Below are 20,989 nucleotides of genomic sequence, written 5' to 3'. Positions count from 1 at the left end.
CATGCCGATCGATCCGGACATTGCACTTGGGGCCGAGTTCGGTGCTGTTGAGTTCTCTTGGTCAGCTACCGATGTACAACTCTACAACCTGGCGCTGGGAGCGGGTGCGGATCCGGTGAACCCGCGTGAGCTCAGCTACGTGATCGACCACAAGCCACAAGTACTGCCCACATTCGGCTGTGTGGCGGCTTCGTTTCATCAGGTCGAACCACCCCGGGTTAGCTGGCCCGGTGTGCAAATCGATTTAGCTAAGGTGCTGCACGCCTCCGAGCAGGTGATGGTACCGGCACCGTTACCCCCGTCCGGCAGCGCGCGCGCCATCAGCCGCATCGTGGAGGTCTGGGATAAGGGCAAGGCCGCGGTGGTGGTGCTCGAGACGACAGTGAACTCGTTGGAGGGCAGCCCGCTATGGACACAGCGCCGCTCGATTTTCGCTCGCGGCGAAGGCGGATTCGGCGGCGATCGCGGACCGTCGACCTCGGTTCGCGCACCGGAGCGAGCGCCCGATATCGAGGTTGCGCTGTCCACGCTGCCGCAGCAGGCCTTGCTGTATCGGCTCTGCGGTGACCGCAATCCGCTTCATTCTGATCCCGAATTCGCTGCTGCTGCGGGTTTTCCGCGTCCGATTCTGCATGGTCTGTGCACCTTCGGCATGACGTGCAAGACGATCATCGACACCTGTTTGGACAGCGACGCGAGTCGGGTCACCTGCTACGGCGCACGTTTCGCCGGGGTGGTATTCCCCGGTGAGTCACTGTTGGTGCGCCTGTGGCGTGACGACGAGCGTGTCGTTGCCAGCGTTGTCGTTCCCGACCGCGATGACGCACCGGTGCTCAGCGGGGTGGAGCTGCTCACGGCCGAGCGGGCCGCGGGCGTCACACCCGCCGAGAACACCGCCGCGCCGTGACCGCAGCCGGCACGCCTTCGCCCCACGGTGCCAGCAAGAGGTCTTTACCGAGGATGATTTGACACGCGTCAGGCCAAGATCAGTCCGGACGTCGGCACGCCGGTGCCAGCGGTGACGAGCACATGCTCAACATTGGGTACCTGGTTCACCGAAGTCCCGCGCAACTGGCGCACACCCTCGGCGATGCCGTTCATACCGTGGATGTAGGCTTCGCCCAACTGACCACCGTGGGTGTTGATGGGCAGCCGGCCGCCGATCTCGATAGCACCATCAGCAATGAAGTCCTTGGCCTCACCCTTACCGCAGAAACCCAGCTCCTCCAACTGAATCAGCGTGAACGGGGTGAAGTGATCGTAAAGAATGGCGGTCTGGATATCGGCCGGTTTCAGCCCGGACTGCGCCCACAGTTGACGGCCCACCAGACCCATCTCAGGCAGACCGTCGAGTTCTGGCCGGTAGTAGCTGACCATGGTGTACTGGTCGGGGCTGGAGCCCTGCGCGGCGGCCTCGATGACCACGGGACGGTGTTTGAGGTCCTTGGCGCGATCTACGGAGGTCACCACAATCGCCACCGCTCCATCGGTTTCCTGGCAGCAGTCCAACAGGCGCAGCGGCTCGGCGATCCACCGCGAACTCTGGTGCTCGTCAATGGTTATCGGCTTGCCGTAAAAGTAGGCCTTCGGGTTGTTCGCCGCGTGTTTGCGGTCGGCCACCGAGATCACGCCGAAATCCCGGCTGGTCGCGCCGGACAGGTGCATATAGCGTCTCGCGATCATCGCAACCTGCGCCGCCGGCGTCGACAGGCCGTGGGGATAGGAAAACGAATTGTCCACGCCGGTGGAGTCCGGGTTCTCCGTCAGCCGGGTCTGCACCTGGCCGAATCGCATGCCGGAGCGCTCGTTGAACGCCCGGTAAGCCACCACGACGTCCGCGATCCCGGTGGCGACGGCGAGGGCGGCTTGCTGGATGATGGCGCACGCGGCGCCACCGCCGTAGTGGACTTTGCTGAAGAACGTCAGCTCGCCGATGCCGGCCGCACGCGCCACCGCGATTTCGGTGTTGGTGTCCATCGTGAAGGTGGTCAGCCCATCGACGTCGGCGGGGCTCAAACCGGCGTCGCGGAGGGCATCCTGCACCGCCTCGGCGGCAAGCCGCAACTCGCTGCGACCAGAGTTCTTCGAGAAGTCGGTGGCGCCGATACCGACGATGGCCGCTCGAGCTCGCAGCGAGCCAGACCGCATCAGGCACCCCCCATCGTCAGTGTTGCGGTGGCGATGACATGATCGCCAAGGCTGTTGCGGCCCAGCACGTTCACGGTGACGAGGCCGTCGTTGATCGCGGTCACTTCACCGGAGAACGTCACGGTGTCATAGGCATACCACGGCACCCCCAGCCGCAGCGCAATCGATTTGATCAGCGCCGAAGGCCCGGCCCATTCGGTGACGTACCGCTGCACCAGCCCGGTGTCGGTGAGGATGTTGACGAAGATGTCCTTCGACCCTTTGGCCTGTGCCTTGTCCCGGTCATGGTGCACGTCTTGGAAATCTCGGGTAGCCAACGCCGTGGAGATGATGAACGTGGGGTCGCCGTAAATCTTGAGTTCCGGCAACTTGGTTCCGACCTCAACAACCGGTGCGTTCATGCGTCCGGCTCCCACGCGTACAGCGTCCAGGACGGACCGGCATCACCTGCCGGAAAGTCGATATAGGTTGCACGAACCGGCATTCCGATCTCCACCCGCGCGGGGTCTACCCCACGCAGCTCGCCCAGCATGCGCACCCCTTCGTCGAGCTCGACGAGCGCGATGACAAAGGGAACCGTACGGCCGGGCACCTTCGGTGCATGGTGCACCACGAAACTGAACACCCTGCCCTTGCCACTGGCCACCACGTAGTCGATCGGTGCGTCCTTGTCTTGCCACACCGCGGGCACCGGAGGATGCTGCAGGCTGCCGTCCGGGCGGCGCTGGATCCGCAACTCGTGGGCGTTGACACCGTCCCAGAAGAACTTGGTGTCACGCGACACGGCAGGGCGCATCATGGCGTCCGGGTCGAGATCGGCCGGCACTGTGTTTTTCCCGGAGGACTGGTCTGCTGTCTTCGGCCTGAATTTGAGGATGCGCCAGTCCATCTCGGCAACATCCTCATCTCCGACCTGCCATACGATATGCTGGTTGATGAACCAGCCCTCGCCCAGCGCGGTTTGTTTGGGTCCCACCACATCGCCGAGTTCCGCGCTCACGGCGACCTCTTCACCGGGCCGCAGATAACGGTGATAGGTCTGCTCGCAGTTGGTGGCGACCACGCCGATATAACCCGCGTCGTCGAAAAGCCGGATAACCCGCCCCAGCGGGTCGTCGTCGGGGCGCGATCCGCCCAGCCCCATCATGGTCCACACCTGGATCATCGCCGGTGGTGCGACAATCCCGGGATGGCCGGCGGCACGCGCTGCTGCGTCGTCGACATAGATGGGGTTGCGGTCGCCGATGGCTTCTACCCAGTTGTTGATCATCGGCTGATTCACCGGGTCCCGGCCCGGCCGCGGCTTGCTGCGTCCGGCCGCCCTGACCTGCGCTATGCCTTCTCGAAGGGCGTCCTGGATCTCGCTGACTCCGGTCATCGGGGCACCCTTGGCACCTTGAGCCCTGATGCCGCGATCATCTCGCGCATCACCTCGTTGACACCGCCCCCGAAGGTGATGACCAGATTGCGTTTGGTCTGCACGTCCAGCCACTCCAGTAGCTCGGCGGTATCCGGCTCCGCAGGGTTGCCGAACCTGCCGACAATCTCTTCGGCCAGCCGGCCCACGGACTGGGCGCGTTCGGTGGCGAATACTTTGGTGGCTGCGGCGTCGGCGACGTCAATCGTCTCCCCCGCGGCCGCCACCTGCCAGTTCAGTAGTTCGTTGATGCGCCACACGGCGTGCATCTCGCCGAGCGCTCGCCGGACCTCGGCGTGCTCAATCGGTGCGACGCCGTTCTCCCGCGGCGTGGACGCCCAGGCGCGCACCCGGTCGTAAATGCCGGCGACCCGTCCGGCGGGGCCGAGCATCACCCGCTCGTGGTTGAGCTGGGTAGTGATCAACCGCCACCCGTCGTTTTCCCGCCCGACCAGCATGTCCACCGGCACGCGCACGTCGCTGTAGTAGGTCGCGTTGGTGTGATGCGCGCCGTCGTTGGTGATGATCGGTGTCCACGAGTAGCCGGGATCCTTAGTATCGACGATCAGGATCGAAATGCCTTTGTGCTTGGGCGCGGTCGGATCGGTTCGGCACGCCAGCCAGATGTAGTCGGCTTCGTGCGCGCCGGTGGTGAAGATCTTCTGCCCGTTGACGATGTAGTGATCACCGTCACGGACAGCGGTGGTGCGCAGCGACGCCAGGTCGGTGCCGGACTCCGGTTCGGTGTAGCCGATAGCGAAGTGCACTTCTCCGGCCAAAATCGCCGGCAGGAACCTTTTCTTCTGGGCTTCCGTGCCGTACACCTGCAAGGTTGGGCCGACGGTTTGCAGTGTCACATACGGCAGCTGCACGTCGGCCCGCGACGCCTCGTTGACGAAGATCTGCTGCTCGAGTGGACCGAAACCGCGGCCGCCATACTCTTTCGGCCAGCCGACACCCAGCCAGCCGTCGCGGCCCATGCGCCGGACTACTTCCTGGTATGCCTTACCATGCCGGTCGGTTTTCATCTCCTCTGCCTCTTCGGGTGTGAGCAGGCTGGAGAAGTACTGCCGTAGTTCGGCTTGCAGCTCGCGCTGTTCGGGTGTCAGGTCGATGAACATTGCGCTCCCACCAGATCAAGACGATGTGACGGCCCACCAAGAAACCGAGTCAGGTCCTTGATCGTCGAGTAGTACCGGCTCATGGGATAGGTGATATCGACACCGATACCGCCGTGCAGGTGATGGCAGATCTGCATCGCCGACGGTGCCTGCGCGGTCAGCCAGTAGCCGAGCACGTCCAGGTCGTCGTCGGCATCGCGGCCCTCAGCCAGCCGCCAGATCACCGACTTCGCTACCAGATCTATTGTGCGAGAAGCGATATAGACTTCGGCGAGTTGGGCTGCGACGGTTTGGAATGTCGACAGCGGTTTGCCGAACTGATGCCGATTAGCCACATAGTCGGCGGTCAGCCGCAGCGCGCCGGCTACCAGGCCGTCGGCATAGGCGCCGATCATGGCCAGCGCGAGCTGGTTGACCCGACTCGACTCGGCGCCGACCAGGACGTGGTCCTCAGGAATGACCACATCAGTGAACCTGACCACGTACTCGTCGCTGCCGTTAGACGTCGGCGTGCGCACCAGCTGCACCCCATCGGCCGTCGGTGACACTACGACAACAGCACTGTCGGTGGTCACCAGCATCCAATCGGCTTGCTGCGCATAGGCAACCCCGATTTTGGTGCCGGAGAGCCTACGGTGAACGAACGTCGTCGCCGGGTTGTCGGGCAGCGCATCGCCCGGCTCGTTGAGCGCCGCGGTCAGCAGCCCGCCCTGGGCCACACCGGTCAAAAACCGGTCTTGTTGCTCCCCGGAAGCCAGGTCCACCAACGGCACCACACCGAAGCCCAGGGTAGCCAACGCCGGACTGATCAGACCGTGCCGGCCGATCTCAGTCAAAGCGGTTGCGACTTCCGGCAGACCCACACCGTCACCGCCGAGGCGTTCGGGCAGCGGTAGCGCCGCCACGCCTCCCGTGACGAGGGCGTCCCAGCCCGACCCCTGATTACTCCGCGCCTGCTCTGCGGGCGTCGTCGCCGAGCCAAAATCGCGCTCCAGCACCGCGCTGACCACGTCGGCGACGGCCTGCTGCGCTGGTCCAGGCGTGAAGTCCACCCGAATCCTCCTGACTCGATCGCGGGTCGTACAGCCTAGTGAGCCACCGGGCACTGGCCAATGTAGTCGACCTGCCAGTGTTTGATGCCGTTCAGCCAGCCCGAGCGCAATCGTTGCGGTGTGGAGATCGGCGTCAGATCGGGCATGTGATCGGCGATCGCATTGAACATCAGCTCGATCGTCATCCGGGCCAGGTTGGCGCCGATGCAGTAATGCGCTCCGGTGCCGCCGAATCCCACATGCGGGTTGGGGTTGCGCAGGATGTTGAAGCGGTAGGGATCCTCGAACACGTCCTCGTCGAAGTTGGCCGAGCGGTAGAACATCACCACCCGCTGCCCCTTTTTGATCTGCACCCCGGACAGTTCATAATCCTGCAGCGCGGTGCGCTGGAAACACGTGACCGGGGTGGCCCATCGGACGATCTCATCGGCGGCGGTCACCGGGCGTTCCCGTTTGAACAGCTCCCACTGGTCGGGGAACTCGGTGAAGGCCATCATGCCCTGGGTGATGGAGTTGCGGGTGGTCTCATTACCGGCCACCGCGAGCATCACCACGAAGAAACCGAACTCGTCGTCGGAAAGCTTCTCCCCATCGATATCAGCCTGAATCAGTTGGGTGACAATGTCATCGCCGGGGTTCTTTGCCCGTTCCTCGGCCATCTGCATCGCGTAGGCGATCAATTCGGCCGACGACATCTTCGGGTCGATGTGGGCATACTCGGGATCTTCGTTACCGGTCATCTCGTTAGACCATCGGAACAACTTGTCCCGGTCCTGCTGCGGCACTCCCAGCAGACCCGCGATCGCCTGCAACGGCAGCTCACAGGACACCTGTTCGACGAAGTCGCCGGAACCCTTGGCCGCCGCCGCCTTGGCGATGTTCTGAGCCCGCTCATTGAGTTCGTCACGCAGGCGGCCGATCGCCCGCGGAGTGAACCCGCGGGAAATGATTTTGCGCAGTCGGGTGTGATGCGGTGCGTCCATGTTGAGCATGACGAAGCGCTGCACGTCGATGTCGTCGCGCGCGATGTCGTTTTTGAAGCGCGGAATCACGCAGTTCTCGTAACTGGAGAAGATGTCGCTGCGCAGCGACACCTCTTTGACGTCTTTGTGCTTGGTGATCGCCCAGTAGCCGCCGTCATGGAAGCCCCCGCCCTTGCCAGGGGGTTGCTCTATCCAGCAGATCGGCGCCGCCTTGCGCACCTCGGCAAACTCGTCGACGGGTAACCGTTCGACGTAGATGTCAGGATCGGTGAAGTCGAACCCGGGTGGCAGACTAGGCCCCGCAACGGGGCCCTTCGCGGGCACAGCCATCGGTGCACTCCTCAATACAACGTGTTCTAGTGCCAGTAAAACATGCGTTTACCGCAGACAAAAGGCGCCAACGCATCGTCGCTTGTCAGACTAATGAAACGTGTTCTAGCCTGACCACATGGGTACCCCGGTAATCGTCGAAGCCACTCGCAGCCCGATCGGCAAACGCAACGGATGGCTCTCCGGCCTGCATGCGACCGAGTTGCTGGGTGCGGTGCAAAAGGCGCTGATTGCCAAGGCCGGCATCGATGCCGGCGAGGTGGAGCAGGTCGTCGGCGGCTGTGTGACCCAGTACGCCGAGCAGTCCAACAACATCACCCGCACAGCCTGGCTCACCGTAGGCCTGCCCGAGCACGTCGGCGCCACCACCGTCGACTGCCAGTGCGGCAGTGGCCAGCAAGCCAACCACCTGGTCGCCGGACTCATCGCTATCGATGCCATCGACATTGGAATCGCCTGCGGCATCGAGGCGATGAGCCGGGTGGGTCTGGGCGCCAACGCCGGCCCGGAGCGTAACTGGCGGGCAGAGTCGTGGGATATCGACATGCCCAACCAATTCGAGGCCGCCGAGCGCATCGCCAAGCGGCGCGGCATAACCCGGCAGGACGTCGACGAGTTCGGCCTGGAGTCCCAGCAAAAGGCCAAGCGAGCCTGGGAGGAAGGCCGCTTCGATCGAGAGGTCAGCCCGATCGAGGCGCCGGTGCTTGACGAGCAGCATCAGCCCACCGGTGAGCGGCAGACCGTCACCCGGGACCAGGGTCTGCGCGATACCACTCTGGAAGGGTTGAGTCAACTGAAACCAGTGCTGGAGGGCGGTATTCACACCGCGGGTACATCGTCGCAGATCTCCGACGGGGCGGCAGCGGTGCTGTGGATGGACGCAGACAAAGCGCGGGCGTTGGGACTGCGGCCACGGGCCCGGATCATCAGCCAGGCTCTCGTGGGCGCGGAGCCCTACTACCACCTCGACGGTCCGGTGCAGGCCTCCGCGAAAGTGCTGCAAAAGGCCGGGATGAAGATGGGCGACATCGATCTGGTGGAGATCAACGAGGCGTTCGCGTCGGTGGTGCTGTCGTGGGCGCGGGTCCACAACCCAGATATGACCCGCGTCAACGTCAACGGTGGTGCGATCGCACTGGGACATCCGGTAGGCTGCACCGGAAGCCGGCTTTTTACCACCGCGCTGCACGAGCTGGAGCGCAGCGACAAGAGCACCGCGTTGATCACCATGTGCGCCGGTGGCGCCTTGTCGACGGGCACCATCATCGAGCGGATCTAGTGGCCCGGGTTTGCGACGCCGACCGCATCGCGGCGGCACAGTCGTACATCGACGCGCTGGTCACCCATAACGGTGACGCGGTTCCCTTCGCGTGGGGCTGCACCCGCATCGAGCTGGGCTTCATGACCGGGTTCTCCGGAAATCACCTGCGGCGCAGCCTGAATCGCGGCCCGCAATATCGGATCATCGCGGCGACCACCGCGCCGACATTCACGCTCTGTGGCGACGAAGTGCGCGCGAAATACCACGTGATGACCAAGCCGTCGGTGAGAAGACGGCGGATCGCGGCGCAGGTGGACGAGACCTTTGTGATCCCGGCCGAGAGCCCGGCCGGAGACGCCCAGATCCACCACATCAAAGTTCGGTTCCGTCCGTTTATTCACCGACCCTAGGATCACCGGCATGCCAGCGAAATCACCGCCGCGATTTCTGAACTCACCGCTGACCGACTTCATCATCAAGTGGATGTCGCGGATCAACACCTTCATGTACCGCCGCGGCGGCGGAGAAGGTCTGGGTGGCACATTCCAGAAGATTCCGGTCGCCTTGCTGACCACCACCGGCCGCAAAACCGGAAAACCGCGCGTTAGCCCCTTGTATTTTCTGCGCGACGGGGAGCGGGTCATCGTGGCGGCGTCGAAGGGCGGCGCCGATAAGAACCCCATGTGGTACCTCAACCTCAAGGCCAATCCCAAGGTTCAGGTGCAGATCAAAAAAGAGCTGCTCGACCTGACCGCGCGCGACGCCACCGAGGAAGAGCGAGCGAAGTACTGGCCGCGGTTGGTCGAAATGTACCCGAGCTACCAGGACTACCAGTCTTGGACCGATCGGAGGATCCCCATCGTCGTTTGCGAGCCGTAGTTTAGAGTGCTCTCCCGATACTGTGATCTGGGCCCACATCCGGGAGGTACGCGCCGGCCATGAAGGTCGCACGGCGGGAGTTCCTTAAGCTTGGCGGTGCGGCAGTGGTCGGGGGAGCCGCTATCGCCGGCATCACCACCAGCACCTCGTGTCAGCGCACGCCGCCGGCGCAACCCCCCGGTGGCAAGGCGGATTACACGGTGCGTATCGGCACCGGGTTGGTGGAGCTGGCCCCAGATCGAGTGGTATCGACCCGCCTCTATAACGATCAGTTCCCCGGCCCGCTGCTGCGGTTCACCGAGGGTAAGCCTGTGGTGGTCGACATCTACAACGACACCGACACCCCAGAACAGCTGCACTGGCATGGCCAAACGCTGCCTGCCGATGTTGACGGCGCAGCCGAGGAAGGCACCCCCTATATACCCGCGCACGGCATGCGGCGGGTGGCGTTTGTGCCGGGCCCGCCCGGCTTACGCTACTACCACACCCATCTGGTCGCAGGCGACGATCTGAGCCTGGGAACCTACAACGGCCAGGCCGGACCCGTCTACATCGAACCGAAACACAACCCGGGGCGCTATGACCGCGAGGTTTTCTTAACCCTCAAGGAGTTCGAACCCTTCCTGGACCGCTCCGGCGACATGGGGACCCCCTACCTGGCCGGCGCCCCGATTCCGCAACTGCGCGCCCGCGGTGAGGCCGCCATCGCCCAGGCGCGAGCGCGCGGTCTGCCGCCGGGCTTCGACCTCGAGTACACCACCCTGGCGATCAACGGCCGCGAGCTCGGCCACGGTGACCCCATCCGGGTCAAGCCGGGTGAGCGGGTGTTGCTGCAGCTGCTCAACGCCAGCGCGACCCAGACCCGGGGCCTTGCGCTGCCTGGGCACACCTTCACCGTCGTCGCGCTCGACGGCAACCCGGTGCCCACACCCGCCCGTGTTCCGGTGCTGTGGCTTAGTGCCGCCGAACGCATCTCGGCCCTGGTCGAGATGAACACCCCGGGCGTGTGGGTGCTCGGCGACATCAACGAGGACGCCCAGCGCCGCGGCATGGGTGTCGTTGTCGAATACGCCGGCCAGACCGGTCCGCCGCAATGGATTCCGCCGCCGCCGTTTATCTGGGACTACCGGGTGTTCGGCGCGCCGGACGGCAACCCGCCCCCGCCTGACCACGTGTTCGACATGATGATCGAACGCAAAACAGACGCCGACAAAGGCTTCAACGTGTGGACGATCAACGGCCAGAGCTTCTCTGCGAAGACCGGCCAACCACGATTCGAGGTCGAGCGCGGCAAGCGCTACCGCCTGCGCGTGAGCAACGCCACCGAGAACAACCACCCAATCCATCTGCACCGAACGACCTTCGAGATCACCCACATCGCCGGCACCCCCACATCCGGAGTCCGTAAAGATGTCGTCATGCTCGGCGCCTACCAGGCACTGGCCATCGACTTCACCGCCAACCAGCCGGGCCTGTCCCTGTTTCACTGCCATAAGCAATCACATATGGACTTTGGTTTCATGGCATTGATCAACTGCACCTGAACCTGCGCTCAGCAGAGCTGTCAGAGCAGGTTAGCGACCAGCCAACCGGTGTGGTATGTGGCGGCGACGGCGACAGCGCCAAAAGTCAACTGCCGCAGCGCGGCCCACCACGCCGATTTGCCTGTGAACCGGGCTGCCAGAGCACCTGCGGTCACCTGGCCGACGGCGGCACACACCAGCCCCGCCCATAGACAGTCATAACCGAGGAGGTAGGGAATCAGCGGGATGACCGCGCCGATGGCAAACATCACAAACGAGGAGATCGCGGCCAACCGGGCTGAGGGTTTCTCCCGCGGATCGACCCCGATCTCCAGCGCCAAATGGAAGTTGACCGCGCTATCTTCGTTCCGGTGAATTTCGTCGCTGGCGCGCTGCGCGGTCTGCTTGGTCATGCCGAGCTGCACGAGCATATCGACGAGCTCGGCGCGTTCGGCGTCAGGATGAACCGAAAAGGCGCGACGCTCGACGGCGACTTCCGCGTCGATCTGCTCATTGGCCGTAGTCACCGACGTGTATTCGCCTAGTGCCATTGAGAACGCCCCGGCCAGCAGACCGGCGAACCCGCTGACGACGATGACATCAGCGCTGGCACTTGCGGCGACACCGGCAATCAGGGCGGTATTGCTGACCAGACCATCCATGGCACCAAACGTGGCTGCGCGCAACCAGCCACCGCTGACATCGGAGTGGACGTGATCGAAGTCGTGCGGCAGCTGTTCTGGTGACGACGGCGGACGAGTAGCTGGCTGGGCCATGCCGCTATCTAATCTCACCCGGCTCTCGACCGCACGATCGCTGAGGAATGTCGAAGCAACTGCACAGGTTTAGCTTTCACCACCCGGTGAGATATCGTTTCACCCCGCGGGTAAATCTTGCAGAGCCGCTGACGCGCAGGCTAATACCGGGACGCGGGCCAATCAACCAATCGGGTCGGTGATGTGCTGATCCGGATGCTTTGACTCGCTGGGCGGGTCGAAGTCGGGTTCGACGCGGCTGCGATAATGGCCCGTACGGTGCGCCGGCAACGTCCGCACTCGCTACCTGCACCGCAGATCGCAGCAACCTGTTTGGACGTGGACGCACCGGCGGCGACGGCCTCGGCGACAGTCTGGCTGGTGACCCCGACACACAGACACACGAACATCAGCACATCCCCTCACCGAATCGCCTCGGCGCGCATGATATGGGCCAACTGTCCAACGAAAAGGCCCGGATACACCCCCATCCCGGCTCCCGCCATCCATTCCGCGGCCTCATCGGGCTGGTCGATCCACCGCTGCGCGCTGAACACGCTGTCGAGCTCCATCAGTGTCATCACTTCCTGCTGGTCGTCGAAGGCCTGATAGATCCAGACCTTGCGCACCCCGGCGTCCCGGAATCGGTCGAGGCCGTCGTACACCTTCGTCATCAGTTCAGGGACGTCACCGACAGCCGAGATCGCACCGATAATCACCCCGGGAGGGACGGTCTCCGCCTCAGGAGACACCAGGTTGATCTTCTGCAACACCTCACCGGCGAATATCGCCGGTATATCGTCGACCCCGATGAGGTCGAACCATTCGAACACCTCGGGCGAGCGCAACAGTTCCCGGACCGACGTGCGATGTCGGATACCGATTGTCACCAGTACCCGGCCTGGCTCGTTGATCGACGTGTAGAGGACTACGAAACGCGCTCCGAGGCCGACCAACGGTGAGCGTCCTTCCCCGATCAACGACCAGACCCGCTCGACATCCGGTACGCGATAGGACGCGGCCAAGACAAGGGAGCGCAAGTCAGCTCGCTGATCGGTGTTTCCCGTGCCGGACCTCTCCGAATCACCGCGGGGCTGGACACGTCGCACAGAGCGAAGTCTAACCCCATATGACTTAGCACAGTCTAAGCTAACCTGGCCGACAGACCTGGGTGAGGCTCACTACGCCGGCTGTGTTTGCCCGGCCGCCGACGACATGAGCTTCTGCTCACCCGTGGGCGAACTCCGGAAAACAGGGACATTCGGGCGAACGGTGACCGCAAACCCACCGCTAAAGAATTCGGCCCGCAGCAAGTGACTGGCACCGATGAGATCCTGCCTCCGATGAGGCCACTTGCCGTTTTGGAGGACCTTGGCGAATCTGGCGCGGCCTGCGAATCTCACATCCCGTACACCGGAACCGGTGGGCGCGCCTTAGCCAGCAAGTCGCGAACTACCGCACCCAGTTCGGCGGGATCCCAGCGCGCACCCTTGTCAACCTGCGGCCCATGGGCCCAGCCCTCGGCGACCCGGATCAGCCCGCCCTCGACCTCGAATACTTTGCCTGTCACGTCACCGGATTCGGTGCTTCCCAGCCAAACCACGAGCGGCGAAACGTTTTCCGGAGCCATGGCGTCGAATCCCCCGTCGGGCTTGGCCATGGTCTCGGCGAAAACCTTCTCAGTCATACGCGTCCGCGCCGCCGGGGCGATGGCGTTCACCGTGACCCCATAGCGGCCCAATTCAGCGGCGGCCACCAAAGTCAGTGCGGCGATGCCGGCCTTGGCTGCCGAATAATTGCCCTGCCCGACGCTGCCCTGCAGACCCGCCGCCGAACTGGTGTTGATGATCCGGGCGTCTACCGCCTCACCGGCTTTGACCAAGCCGCGCCAGTAGGCCGCGGCATGCCGCAGCGGCGCGAAGTGTCCCTTCAGATGCACCCGGATGACGGCGTCCCACTCGTCTTCGCTGGTATTGGCCAGCATCCGGTCGCGGATGAAACCGGCGTTGTTCACCAGCACGTCCAGCCGGCCGAAGGTGTCGACCGCGGTGTGGATCAAGTTCTGCGCACCGTCCCAGTCGGCGACATCGTCCCCGTTGGCGACGGCTTCTCCGCCCGCGGCTCTGATCTCCTCGACAACCGCCTGCGCCGGACTGCGCTCACCGCCACCGGTCCCGTCCAGCGCAACACCGATGTCGTTGACCACCACGCGCGCCCCTTCGGCGGCGAACGCCAGCGCGTGCGCCCGGCCGATGCCGCGGCCCGCTCCGGTGACGATGACCACCCGGTCGTCAACCAACCCCATTCCCATCGCTCCTTACTTGTTGGCACTCGATGCCGCCAGGTATGGCGGCGGTTCGCCCCCACCGTGCACCGCCACGCTTGCACCACTGATGTACGACGCCAGATCGGATGCCAGAAATGCTGCTGCCCAACCGATGTCAGCAGGCTGCGCAAGCCGGCCCAACGGCACCGTGGCGGCGACTCTGGCGATCGAGTCGGCGTCGCCGTAAAACAACTCCGACTGCTCAGTCTCGACCATTCCGCCGATCACAGCGTTCACCCGCACCTTAGGTGCCCACTCGACTGCCAATGTGGCAGTGAGGTTTTCGAGACCGGCCTTCGCGGCGCCGTATGCCGCGGTTCCGGGTGAGGGACGGCGCCCGCTGACCGACGAGACGTTGACAATCGATCCGCCACCCGGCTGCCGCTGCATCAGCACATTAGCTCGCTGCGAAACTAAAAGTGGTGCAATAAGGTTGAGCTCGATGATCTTGCGATGAAAGGTGGGTGTCGCCTCGGCGGCCAGCGCGTACGGAGACCCGCCAGCGTTGTTGACCAGCACGTCGAGGCGGCCGTGCCGTTCGCCGATCACGTCCACCAGCCGGGTGACGGCGTCCTCATCGCGCACATCGCAGACGTGAAACTCATACGGCAGGCCGTGCACCGCTCGGCGCGCACAGGTGATGACAGTCGCGCCCTGTTCGGCGAACACCGCGCTGATGCCCGCGCCCACCCCCCGGACACCCCCGGTGACCAGCACTACCCGTCCTGCCAGCCCCAAGTTGACGGTTGCGGCTCGTTCAGGACGGGTCACTGTGCTAGCGTACCAAGCAAATGCTTGCTTAGGTAGTCGACCCTGGGGAGTGCGATGCCGATCACGTCTACCACCGTCGAACCGGGCATAGTCGCCGTGACCGTCGATTACCCACCAGTCAACGCCGTGCCGTCGCGAGGCTGGTTCGAGCTCGCGGACGCCATCACGGCAGCGGGCGACACGCCCGACACCCATGTGGTGGTGCTGCGGGCCGAGGGACGGGGTTTCAACGCCGGGGTGGACATCAAAGAGATGCAGCGCAGCGACGGTTTCACCGCACTAATCGACGCCAACCGCGGCTGTTTCGCCGCGTTCCGCGCGGTCTACGAGTGCGCGGTTCCGGTCATCGCGGCGGTTAACGGGTTCTGTCTAGGCGGGGGTATCGGGCTGGTCGGCAACTCCGATGTGATCGTGGCCTCCGACGACGCCACCTTCGGGTTGCCGGAGGTGGAACGGGGTGCGCTGGGCGCGGCAACCCACCTGTCGCGGCTGGTGCCCCAGCACATGATGCGCCGGCTGTTCTTCACCGCGGCCACCGTCGACGCCGCAACGTTGCACCACTTCGGCTCGGTGCACGAGGTGGTGCCCCGCAATGAACTCGACGAGGCCGCCTTACGGGTGGCCCGCGATATCGCCACCAAGGACACCCGGGTCATCCGCGCGGCCAAGGAAGCGCTGAATTTCATCGACGTGCAACGGGTCAACTCCAGTTACCGTATGGAGCAAGGCTTTACGTTTGAACTCAACCTCGCCGGCGTGGCTGACGAGCACCGCGATGCATTCGTCAAGAAGTCGTAGCCGCCGGCGCGAAAGCGATGCGATGTGGAGGAGCAGCGGGTAATGCCGGACAAGCGAACCACCCTCGATGAGGCTGTGGGGCAGCTGCGCAGCGGTATGACCATCGGGATCGGCGGCTGGGGGTCGCGGCGTAAACCCATGGCGTTCGTGCGCGCCATCCTGCGTTCGGATGTCACCGATCTGACCGTCGTGACTTACGGTGGACCGGATATCGGGCTGTTGTGCTCGGCCGGCAAGGTGCGCCGCGTCTACTACGGCTTCGTCTCGCTGGATTCACCGCCGTTCTACGATCCCTGGTTCGCGCAGGCCCGCACCAGCGGTGTGATCGAGGCCCGGGAGATGGACGAAGGCATGCTGCGCTGCGGACTGCAGGCCGCCGCCCAGCGGTTGCCGTTCTTGCCGATCCGCGCCGGACTGGGCAGTTCGGTCCTCGACTTCTGGCAGGGTGAGCTCGCCACGGTCCGCTCCCCATATCCGGCGCCGGGCGGCGGGCATGAGACGTTGATCGCGATGCCCGCGCTGCGCCTGGACGCCGCGTTCGTCCATATGAACCTCGGTGATGCCCAAGGCAACGCTGCCTACACCGGTGTCGACCCCTATTTCGACGACCTGTACCTGATGGCCGCCGACAGACGCTATCTGTCGGTGGAGCGCATGGTGACAACCGAAGAGCTGGTCAAGGCGGTGCCCCCGCAGGCCCTGCTGGTGAACCGGATGATGGTCGACGCGGTGGTGGAAGCTCCTGGTGGCGCCCACTTCACTACGGCTGCACCCGATTACGGGCGCGACGAGAAGTTCCAGCGGCACTATGTGCACGCCGCGCAGTCCGAGGAGAGCTGGCGAGAATTTGTCGCGACCTATTTGTCCGGCACTGAAGCCGAGTATCAGGCAGCCGTGCGCGAGTTCGGGGGGGTGTCGTCGTGAGCACGCGGGCCGAAGTGTGCGTGGTGGCCTGCGCCGAGCTGTTCCGCGACAGCGGGGAAATCCTGGTCAGCCCGATGACGACCGTGGCCCTGATCGGCGCGCGGCTGGCCCGGCTGACATTCGCCCCCGAGCTGCTGCTGACCGACGGAGAGGCGCAGCTGCTGGCGGACACGCCAGCACTTGGCTCCTCCGGGGCCATCGAGGGCTGGATGCCGTTCGGCCGGGTGTTCGAGACGCTGGCGTGGGGCAGACGCCATGTAGTGATGGGCGCCAACCAGATTGACCGCTACGGCAACCAAAACATCTCGGCGTTAGGACCGCTGCAGCACCCGACCCGCCAGATGTTCGGCGTGCGCGGGGCGCCCGGCAACACAATCAATCACGCCACCAGCTATTGGGTCGGCAATCACTCCAAACGGGTGTTTTGTGACACCGTCGATGTCGTCTCCGGTATCGGCTACGACAAAATCGACCCAGACAATCCGGCCTTCCGGTTCGTCAACATTTACCGGGTGGTCTCCAATCTCGGGGTTTTCGACTTCGGCGGGCCGGGACATATCATGCGGGCGCTGAGCCTGCATCCCGGTGTCTCACCCGAGGACGTCCGGCAAGCTACGTCATTCGAGATCTATGGACTGGACGAGGCAGGCGAGACCAGGCAGCCCTTTGACGAGGAGCTGCGGCTAATCCGCGATGTCATCGACCCGAAGTCGCTGCGCGACACAGAGGTCCGGGTATGAGACTACGCACTCCACTCACCGATCTCGTGGGCGTCGAACACCCGGTGGTGCAAACCGGAATGGGGTGGGTGGCCGGTGCTCGGCTGGTGTCGGCCACCGCTAACGCGGGCGGGCTGGGAATCTTGGCTTCGGCCACCATGACGCTCAACGAGTTAGCGACGGCCATCGGCAAAGTCAAGGCCGCTACCGATAAGCCGTTCGGGGTCAACATTCGCGCCGATGCCGCCGACGCCGGACAGCGGGTGGAGCTGATGATCCGGGAAGGCGTGAGGGTGGCGTCGTTTGCGCTGGCGCCCAAACAGGAGCTGATCAAGCGTTTGAAAGAAGCCGGCGTCGTGGTGATCCCCTCGGTCGGGGCAGCCAAACACGCCCGCAAAGTGGCATCCTGGGGTGCCGATGCGGTGATCGTGCAAGGGGGTGAAGGCGGGGGGCACACCGGATCGGTGGCAACGACGTTGCTGTTGCCATCGGTGCTCGACGCGGTGGATATCCCGGTGATCGCCGCCGGCGGCTTCTTCGACGGCCGCGGGCTCGCAGCGGCGCTGAGCTACGGGGCGGCCGGAGTGGCGATGGGAACCCGGTTTTTGTTGACTTCCGACTCCACGGTGCCCGACGCGGTCAAACGCCGCTATCTGCAAGCGGGCCTGGACGGCACCGTCGTCACCACCCGTGTCGACGGCATGCCGCACCGGGTGCTGCGTACCGAGCTGGTCGAGAAACTGGAAAGCGGCTCGCGGGTCCGAGGTTTCGTTGCAGCTGTGCGTAATGCCGCTCAGTTCAAGAAGATATCGGGCATGACGTGGCGCTCGATGATCCGCGACGGCCTGGCGATGCGCCACGGTAAGGAGATGACCTGGTCACAGGTGCTGATGGCCGCAAACACCCCGATGCTATTGAAAGCCGGTTTGGTGGAAGGTAACACGGAGGCCGGGGTGCTGGCTTCCGGCCAGGTGGCCGGCATCCTCGACGACCTGCCGTCCTGTGCAGAGCTCATCGAGACGATCGTGCGTGACGCGATCAAGCATTTGCAAACAGCGTATGCGCTGGTGGTCTGACTGCGACCGGTGGCCGATAGTGAACTCCACGACGCGACACGCGGCGTGTGCGTCGTGCAGTTCACTATCGGCCGTCAGCACACCATCCCGCCGCCTGCATCGCGGCGACGACCCTCCCAATGAACGTACCCCGCCGGTGGCGAAGTAGTTCGCTACTCACTCTGATGATCGTCCAGCCGAGATCGAGCAATGCGGAATGCCGGTCGATGTCACGGTCTCGCTGCTTGCGGTCCATCCAGTGCTGGATTCCGTCGTACTCGATGCCCACACGCAGTTCCTCATAACCCATGTCGAGGCGTGCGACGAAATCGCCATATTCGTCATAGATCGGGATCTGCGTGCGCGGCGGAGGCAGGCCTGCGTCGATCAGCACCAGCCGGGTTCGCGTCTCCGGGGGGGATTCAGCTCCGCCGTCGATGAGCGGCAGGATCCGCCGGAGCCGAGCCAGACCACGTGACCCGCGATGTCCGGCCATGACAGCCTCGATTTCGTTGACCTTCACATCAGTGGCATTGGTCAACGCATCCAGCCGCTGGACTGCCAGCAGCCGCGAAACTGTTCGCCGCCCGATGTCGAATGCAGTCCTGGCGGAGCTCGTCACCGCGATACCGTCGACTTTGACGATTTCGCCGGGGAGCAGGGTCTCGCTGTGCACTGTAATGCCGACCGGCGGGCGGCGATTCCCATAAATCAGCTCGGCATCAAGTGCAGGGCTTACCCACTTCGCACCCAGTAAGGCCGCCGCCGAGTTTCCGGCGACCACCGCTCGCCGCCGCGACCACAGCCATGCCGCTTCCGCGCGTTGCCCGGCTGTCAGTTCGACACCGGCGGGGACATAGACGCCCGGGTAGGCCCGCTCGTAGAGCGAACGCATCGCCCGTTCGGGGAGAGCCCTGGCCGCCAGAACTTCAGAGCCGAGGAACGGCCAGTTCGGTTCTGTCATGGCGGTCATGCTGCCAGCTGGCACCGACACCGCTACGAGCGTGAACCAGGCGACGCGACACGCCGTGAAGGTGTCGTGCTGATCACACTCGGCGCAAAAGCTTACAGCCGCTCGATGATGGTGACGTTGGCCGTGCCGCCGCCCTCGCACATCGTCTGCAGCCCGTAGCGCCCACCGATGCGCTCGAGTTGATTGAGCATAGTAGCGAACAACTTAGCCCCGGTGGCGCCCAGCGGGTGACCGAGAGCGATCGCGCCGCCGTTCGGGTTGACCTTTTCCGGGTCGGCCTTGATTTCCTTGAGCCACGCCAGCACCACCGGGGCGAACGCCTCATTGATCTCGACCACGTCAATGTCATCGATCGACAGCCCGGTCTTTTCCAAGGCGTAGCGGGTGGCCGGGATCGGTCCGGTCAGCATGAACACCGGGTCGGCGCCGCGCGCGCTGATGTGGTGAACCCGTGCCCGCGGGGTGAGCCTGTGGTCTTTAACAGCCTGTTCGGAGGCCAGCAGCACTGCGCTGGCACCGTCGGAGATCTGGCTGGCCAGCGCGGCGGTCAATCGGCCGCCCTCACGTAGCGTCGGCAGCGTGGCCATTTTCTCCAGGGAGGTCTCCCGAGGTCCCTCGTCAATGCGGAAGTCGGCCCCGTCGACCGAAACACCGATGATCTCGTTGTCAAAATGCCCGGCGCGAATCGCCGCCAGCGCACGCTGGTGGCTGGAGAGCGCGTACCGCTCCATCTCGTCGCGGGAGATGTTCCACCGCTCTGCGATCAACTCGGCCCCGCGGAATTGTGAGATCTCTTGGTCGCCATAGCGATGCAGCCAGTTCTTCGACTCGTTGGTTGGCGAGGTGAAACCGAATTGCTTGCCAACCTCCATCGCCGACGCAATGGGGATCTGGCTCATGTTCTGGACGCCGCCAGCCAAGATCATGTCCGCGGTTCCGGACATGATTGCTTGTGCGCCAAACGAAATCGCTTGCTGACTGGAACCACACTGCCGGTCGACGGTGACGCCTGGCACCTCCTCGGGGTACCCAGCCGCCAGCCAGGCCAGGCGGCCGATGTTGCCGGCTTGCCCACCTATGGCATCCACGCAGCCGACGATCACGTCGTCGACGGCTGCCGGGTCGACGTCGACCCGGTCAAACAGCCCCCGGAACACATGGACGCCAAGATCGATCGGATGCACGTGGGCCAGCGAGCCGTTGCGCTTGCCGACCGGAGTGCGCACCGCGTCGATGATGTACGCCTCAGGCATGATCTATCTCCTTCGAGTTGAGGTGATTCCGCCGAGAACGATGGCGAGGTACTGCCGGCCCACCTGCTGTGCGGTAAGCGGTCCTCCGGGTTTGTACCAACGCACCGACACCCAGGTTGTGTCGCGGATAAATCGGTAGACGAGGTCGACGTCAAGATCGGCGCGGAAATAGCCCTCCTGCATGCCCTGACGCAACACGTCGATCCACATTCTGCGTTGCTGCTTGTTGAGGTCTTCGATATAGGAGAAGCGGGGCTGCGACGACAGCCGCTTGGCCTCGTCTTGGTAGATGACGACTTGGGCGTGCCACTGCTCGATCGCCTCGAACGACGCCATGAACAAACCTTTGAACCGTTCCAGCGGGTTAGGTTCGTTGTCCACGATTTCGCGGTAGCGGGCGAAAAGCCATTCCAAGAAGCCGCGCAGCACTTCGTCAACCATCTCCTCTTTCGAGGAGAAATGATGGTAAAGACTACCCGACAAAATGCCTGCCCCGTCGGCAATGTCACGCACCGTGGTGGCGCGCAAACCGCGCTCGGCGAACATGGCCGCAGCAAGCTCCAGCAACTCATCTCGTCGACTATTTGAGGCGCTGGGGTCGCGGTCCACAGAGCAAGAGTACCAACCAAGCGATTGCTTGGCTATCGTAGTATCCAGCAGCCCGGCGGCACCGACGACGGCGAAAACGGCAAAAATGGACA

Annotated in this window: 23 protein-coding genes; 9 read left to right on the top strand and 14 right to left on the bottom strand. The window is 64.1% G+C overall.

What is annotated here, in order from left to right; translation table 11 throughout:
* Position 1: 1 nt before the first annotated feature.
* Positions 2-907 carry an enoyl-CoA hydratase ChsH3 gene (gene chsH3 / locus G6N08_RS07935; RefSeq protein WP_163755875.1) on the top strand — a complete coding sequence of 302 codons (906 nt, stop codon included), beginning with the start codon at positions 2-4 and terminating at the stop codon, positions 905-907.
* 68 nt (positions 908-975) lie between these two features.
* Here the strand turns inward: chsH3 and ltp2 are convergent, their stop codons facing one another.
* The 6 genes from ltp2 to G6N08_RS07905 are packed head-to-tail and all read right to left on the bottom strand — an operon-like array spanning position 976 to position 7,051.
* A complete protein-coding gene (gene ltp2 / locus G6N08_RS07930; protein WP_163755874.1) occupies positions 976-2,148 on the bottom strand; it encodes a 17-hydroxy-3-oxo-4-pregnene-20-carboxyl-CoA lyase in 1,173 nt (390 codons plus the stop codon).
* On the bottom strand, positions 2,148-2,549 hold the full coding sequence (locus G6N08_RS07925) for a MaoC family dehydratase (RefSeq protein ID WP_163755872.1): 402 nt from the start codon (positions 2,547-2,549) through the stop codon (positions 2,148-2,150). Before G6N08_RS07925 ends, ltp2 begins: the two co-directional genes overlap by 1 nt.
* Positions 2,546-3,526 carry a bifunctional MaoC family dehydratase N-terminal/OB-fold nucleic acid binding domain-containing protein gene (locus G6N08_RS07920; protein WP_163755870.1) on the bottom strand — a complete coding sequence of 327 codons (981 nt, stop codon included), beginning with the start codon at positions 3,524-3,526 and terminating at the stop codon, positions 2,546-2,548. The genes G6N08_RS07925 and G6N08_RS07920 overlap by 4 nt, the downstream gene beginning before the upstream one ends.
* On the bottom strand, positions 3,523-4,686 hold the full coding sequence (gene fadE29 / locus G6N08_RS07915; RefSeq protein ID WP_163755868.1) for an acyl-CoA dehydrogenase FadE29: 1,164 nt from the start codon (positions 4,684-4,686) through the stop codon (positions 3,523-3,525). The genes G6N08_RS07920 and fadE29 overlap by 4 nt, the downstream gene beginning before the upstream one ends.
* Positions 4,671-5,738, bottom strand: a complete 1,068-nt coding sequence (locus tag G6N08_RS07910; protein WP_163755866.1) for an acyl-CoA dehydrogenase family protein — start codon at positions 5,736-5,738, stop codon at positions 4,671-4,673. The genes fadE29 and G6N08_RS07910 overlap by 16 nt, the downstream gene beginning before the upstream one ends.
* A gap of 35 nt (positions 5,739-5,773) precedes the next feature.
* Positions 5,774-7,051, bottom strand: a complete 1,278-nt coding sequence (locus G6N08_RS07905; protein ID WP_163755865.1) for a cytochrome P450 — start codon at positions 7,049-7,051, stop codon at positions 5,774-5,776.
* Positions 7,052-7,169: 118 nt separating this feature from the next.
* On the opposite strand from G6N08_RS07905, the gene G6N08_RS07900 reads away from it, so the two are divergent.
* The 4 genes from G6N08_RS07900 to G6N08_RS07885 are packed head-to-tail and all read left to right on the top strand — an operon-like array spanning position 7,170 to position 10,735.
* Positions 7,170-8,330, top strand: coding sequence for a steroid 3-ketoacyl-CoA thiolase (locus G6N08_RS07900; protein ID WP_163755863.1), 1,161 nt, complete (start codon positions 7,170-7,172; stop codon positions 8,328-8,330).
* Positions 8,330-8,722: a DUF8021 domain-containing protein gene (locus G6N08_RS07895; RefSeq protein ID WP_163755861.1), complete on the top strand. Its 393-nt coding sequence runs from the start codon at positions 8,330-8,332 to the stop codon at positions 8,720-8,722. The genes G6N08_RS07900 and G6N08_RS07895 overlap by 1 nt, the downstream gene beginning before the upstream one ends.
* A gap of 10 nt (positions 8,723-8,732) precedes the next feature.
* Positions 8,733-9,191 carry a nitroreductase family deazaflavin-dependent oxidoreductase gene (locus G6N08_RS07890; protein WP_163755859.1) on the top strand — a complete coding sequence of 153 codons (459 nt, stop codon included), beginning with the start codon at positions 8,733-8,735 and terminating at the stop codon, positions 9,189-9,191.
* A 59-nt stretch (positions 9,192-9,250) separates the two neighbouring features.
* The gene (locus G6N08_RS07885) at positions 9,251-10,735 is read left to right on the top strand and encodes a multicopper oxidase family protein (protein ID WP_163755857.1); all 1,485 of its coding nucleotides are present in this window, start codon (positions 9,251-9,253) and stop codon (positions 10,733-10,735) included.
* A 20-nt stretch (positions 10,736-10,755) separates the two neighbouring features.
* On the opposite strand, the gene G6N08_RS07880 is transcribed toward G6N08_RS07885, so the two are convergent.
* From G6N08_RS07880 to G6N08_RS07860, 5 genes are all read right to left on the bottom strand, one after another.
* Positions 10,756-11,490, bottom strand: coding sequence for a VIT1/CCC1 transporter family protein (locus G6N08_RS07880; protein WP_163755855.1), 735 nt, complete (start codon positions 11,488-11,490; stop codon positions 10,756-10,758).
* Positions 11,491-11,630: 140 nt separating this feature from the next.
* The gene (locus G6N08_RS07875; RefSeq protein WP_163756846.1) at positions 11,631-11,879 is read right to left on the bottom strand and encodes a (2Fe-2S)-binding protein; all 249 of its coding nucleotides are present in this window, start codon (positions 11,877-11,879) and stop codon (positions 11,631-11,633) included.
* Between the two features lie 12 nt (positions 11,880-11,891).
* Positions 11,892-12,509 carry a fatty-acid--CoA ligase gene (locus tag G6N08_RS07870; protein ID WP_163755853.1) on the bottom strand — a complete coding sequence of 206 codons (618 nt, stop codon included), beginning with the start codon at positions 12,507-12,509 and terminating at the stop codon, positions 11,892-11,894.
* Between the two features lie 359 nt (positions 12,510-12,868).
* The gene (locus G6N08_RS07865) at positions 12,869-13,774 is read right to left on the bottom strand and encodes an SDR family oxidoreductase (protein ID WP_163755850.1); all 906 of its coding nucleotides are present in this window, start codon (positions 13,772-13,774) and stop codon (positions 12,869-12,871) included.
* 12 nt (positions 13,775-13,786) lie between these two features.
* Positions 13,787-14,566, bottom strand: a complete 780-nt coding sequence (locus G6N08_RS07860) for an SDR family oxidoreductase (protein WP_163755849.1) — start codon at positions 14,564-14,566, stop codon at positions 13,787-13,789.
* Between the two features lie 54 nt (positions 14,567-14,620).
* Between G6N08_RS07860 and echA20 the strand changes: the two genes are divergently transcribed.
* Genes echA20 through ipdC form a run of 4 tightly spaced genes read left to right on the top strand, consistent with a single transcriptional unit; the run spans position 14,621 to position 18,083 of the window.
* Complete coding sequence (gene echA20 / locus G6N08_RS07855; RefSeq protein WP_163755847.1) at positions 14,621-15,364, top strand: (7aS)-7a-methyl-1,5-dioxo-2,3,5,6,7,7a-hexahydro-1H-indene-carboxyl-CoA hydrolase; 744 nt, start codon at positions 14,621-14,623, stop codon at positions 15,362-15,364.
* A 42-nt stretch (positions 15,365-15,406) separates the two neighbouring features.
* Positions 15,407-16,288 carry a cholesterol ring-cleaving hydrolase subunit IpdA gene (gene ipdA / locus G6N08_RS07850; protein WP_163755845.1) on the top strand — a complete coding sequence of 294 codons (882 nt, stop codon included), beginning with the start codon at positions 15,407-15,409 and terminating at the stop codon, positions 16,286-16,288.
* Positions 16,285-17,028, top strand: coding sequence for a cholesterol ring-cleaving hydrolase subunit IpdB (gene ipdB, locus G6N08_RS07845; protein WP_163755843.1), 744 nt, complete (start codon positions 16,285-16,287; stop codon positions 17,026-17,028). The genes ipdA and ipdB overlap by 4 nt, the downstream gene beginning before the upstream one ends.
* Positions 17,025-18,083, top strand: a complete 1,059-nt coding sequence (gene ipdC / locus G6N08_RS07840; RefSeq protein WP_163755841.1) for a (3aS,4S,5R,7aS)-5-hydroxy-7a-methyl-1-oxo-octahydro-1H-indene-4-carboxyl-CoA dehydrogenase — start codon at positions 17,025-17,027, stop codon at positions 18,081-18,083. Before ipdB ends, ipdC begins: the two co-directional genes overlap by 4 nt.
* Positions 18,084-18,147: 64 nt before the next feature.
* Here the strand turns inward: ipdC and G6N08_RS07835 are convergent, their stop codons facing one another.
* From G6N08_RS07835 to kstR2, 3 genes are all read right to left on the bottom strand, one after another.
* Complete coding sequence (locus tag G6N08_RS07835; RefSeq protein WP_163755839.1) at positions 18,148-19,026, bottom strand: type IV toxin-antitoxin system AbiEi family antitoxin; 879 nt, start codon at positions 19,024-19,026, stop codon at positions 18,148-18,150.
* Between the two features lie 101 nt (positions 19,027-19,127).
* On the bottom strand, positions 19,128-20,288 hold the full coding sequence (gene fadA6, locus G6N08_RS07830) for a steroid 3-ketoacyl-CoA thiolase FadA6 (RefSeq protein WP_163755837.1): 1,161 nt from the start codon (positions 20,286-20,288) through the stop codon (positions 19,128-19,130).
* Between the two features lie 3 nt (positions 20,289-20,291).
* A complete protein-coding gene (gene kstR2, locus G6N08_RS07825; protein WP_163755835.1) occupies positions 20,292-20,897 on the bottom strand; it encodes a TetR family transcriptional regulator KstR2 in 606 nt (201 codons plus the stop codon).
* Between the last annotated feature and the right edge of the window lie 92 nt (positions 20,898-20,989).

The sequence above is a fragment of the Mycobacterium botniense genome (assembly GCF_010723305.1).
Taxonomy (GTDB): domain Bacteria; phylum Actinomycetota; class Actinomycetes; order Mycobacteriales; family Mycobacteriaceae; genus Mycobacterium; species Mycobacterium botniense.
The sequence above is the reverse complement of the archived record's forward strand: the minus strand, read 5'-3'. Positions and strand labels throughout refer to the sequence as shown.

Bases quoted from the DNA above. Each gene is read 5' to 3' on its own strand.
- chsH3 (WP_163755875.1), top strand. From the start codon at position 2: ATGCCGATCGATCCGGACATTGCACTTGGGGCCGAGTTCGGTGCTGTT.
- ltp2 (WP_163755874.1), bottom strand. From the start codon at position 2,148: ATGCGGTCTGGCTCGCTGCGAGCTCGAGCGGCCATCGTCGGTATCGGC.
- G6N08_RS07925 (WP_163755872.1), bottom strand. From the start codon at position 2,549: ATGAACGCACCGGTTGTTGAGGTCGGAACCAAGTTGCCGGAACTCAAG.
- G6N08_RS07920 (WP_163755870.1), bottom strand. From the start codon at position 3,526: ATGACCGGAGTCAGCGAGATCCAGGACGCCCTTCGAGAAGGCATAGCG.
- fadE29 (WP_163755868.1), bottom strand. From the start codon at position 4,686: ATGTTCATCGACCTGACACCCGAACAGCGCGAGCTGCAAGCCGAACTA.
- G6N08_RS07905 (WP_163755865.1), bottom strand. From the start codon at position 7,051: ATGGCTGTGCCCGCGAAGGGCCCCGTTGCGGGGCCTAGTCTGCCACCC.
- G6N08_RS07900 (WP_163755863.1), top strand. From the start codon at position 7,170: ATGGGTACCCCGGTAATCGTCGAAGCCACTCGCAGCCCGATCGGCAAA.
- G6N08_RS07890 (WP_163755859.1), top strand. From the start codon at position 8,733: ATGCCAGCGAAATCACCGCCGCGATTTCTGAACTCACCGCTGACCGAC.
- G6N08_RS07885 (WP_163755857.1), top strand. From the start codon at position 9,251: ATGAAGGTCGCACGGCGGGAGTTCCTTAAGCTTGGCGGTGCGGCAGTG.
- G6N08_RS07880 (WP_163755855.1), bottom strand. From the start codon at position 11,490: ATGGCCCAGCCAGCTACTCGTCCGCCGTCGTCACCAGAACAGCTGCCG.
- G6N08_RS07875 (WP_163756846.1), bottom strand. From the start codon at position 11,879: ATGTTCGTGTGTCTGTGTGTCGGGGTCACCAGCCAGACTGTCGCCGAG.
- G6N08_RS07865 (WP_163755850.1), bottom strand. From the start codon at position 13,774: ATGGGGTTGGTTGACGACCGGGTGGTCATCGTCACCGGAGCGGGCCGC.
- echA20 (WP_163755847.1), top strand. From the start codon at position 14,621: ATGCCGATCACGTCTACCACCGTCGAACCGGGCATAGTCGCCGTGACC.
- ipdA (WP_163755845.1), top strand. From the start codon at position 15,407: ATGCCGGACAAGCGAACCACCCTCGATGAGGCTGTGGGGCAGCTGCGC.
- ipdC (WP_163755841.1), top strand. From the start codon at position 17,025: ATGAGACTACGCACTCCACTCACCGATCTCGTGGGCGTCGAACACCCG.
- G6N08_RS07835 (WP_163755839.1), bottom strand. From the start codon at position 19,026: ATGACAGAACCGAACTGGCCGTTCCTCGGCTCTGAAGTTCTGGCGGCC.
- fadA6 (WP_163755837.1), bottom strand. From the start codon at position 20,288: ATGCCTGAGGCGTACATCATCGACGCGGTGCGCACTCCGGTCGGCAAG.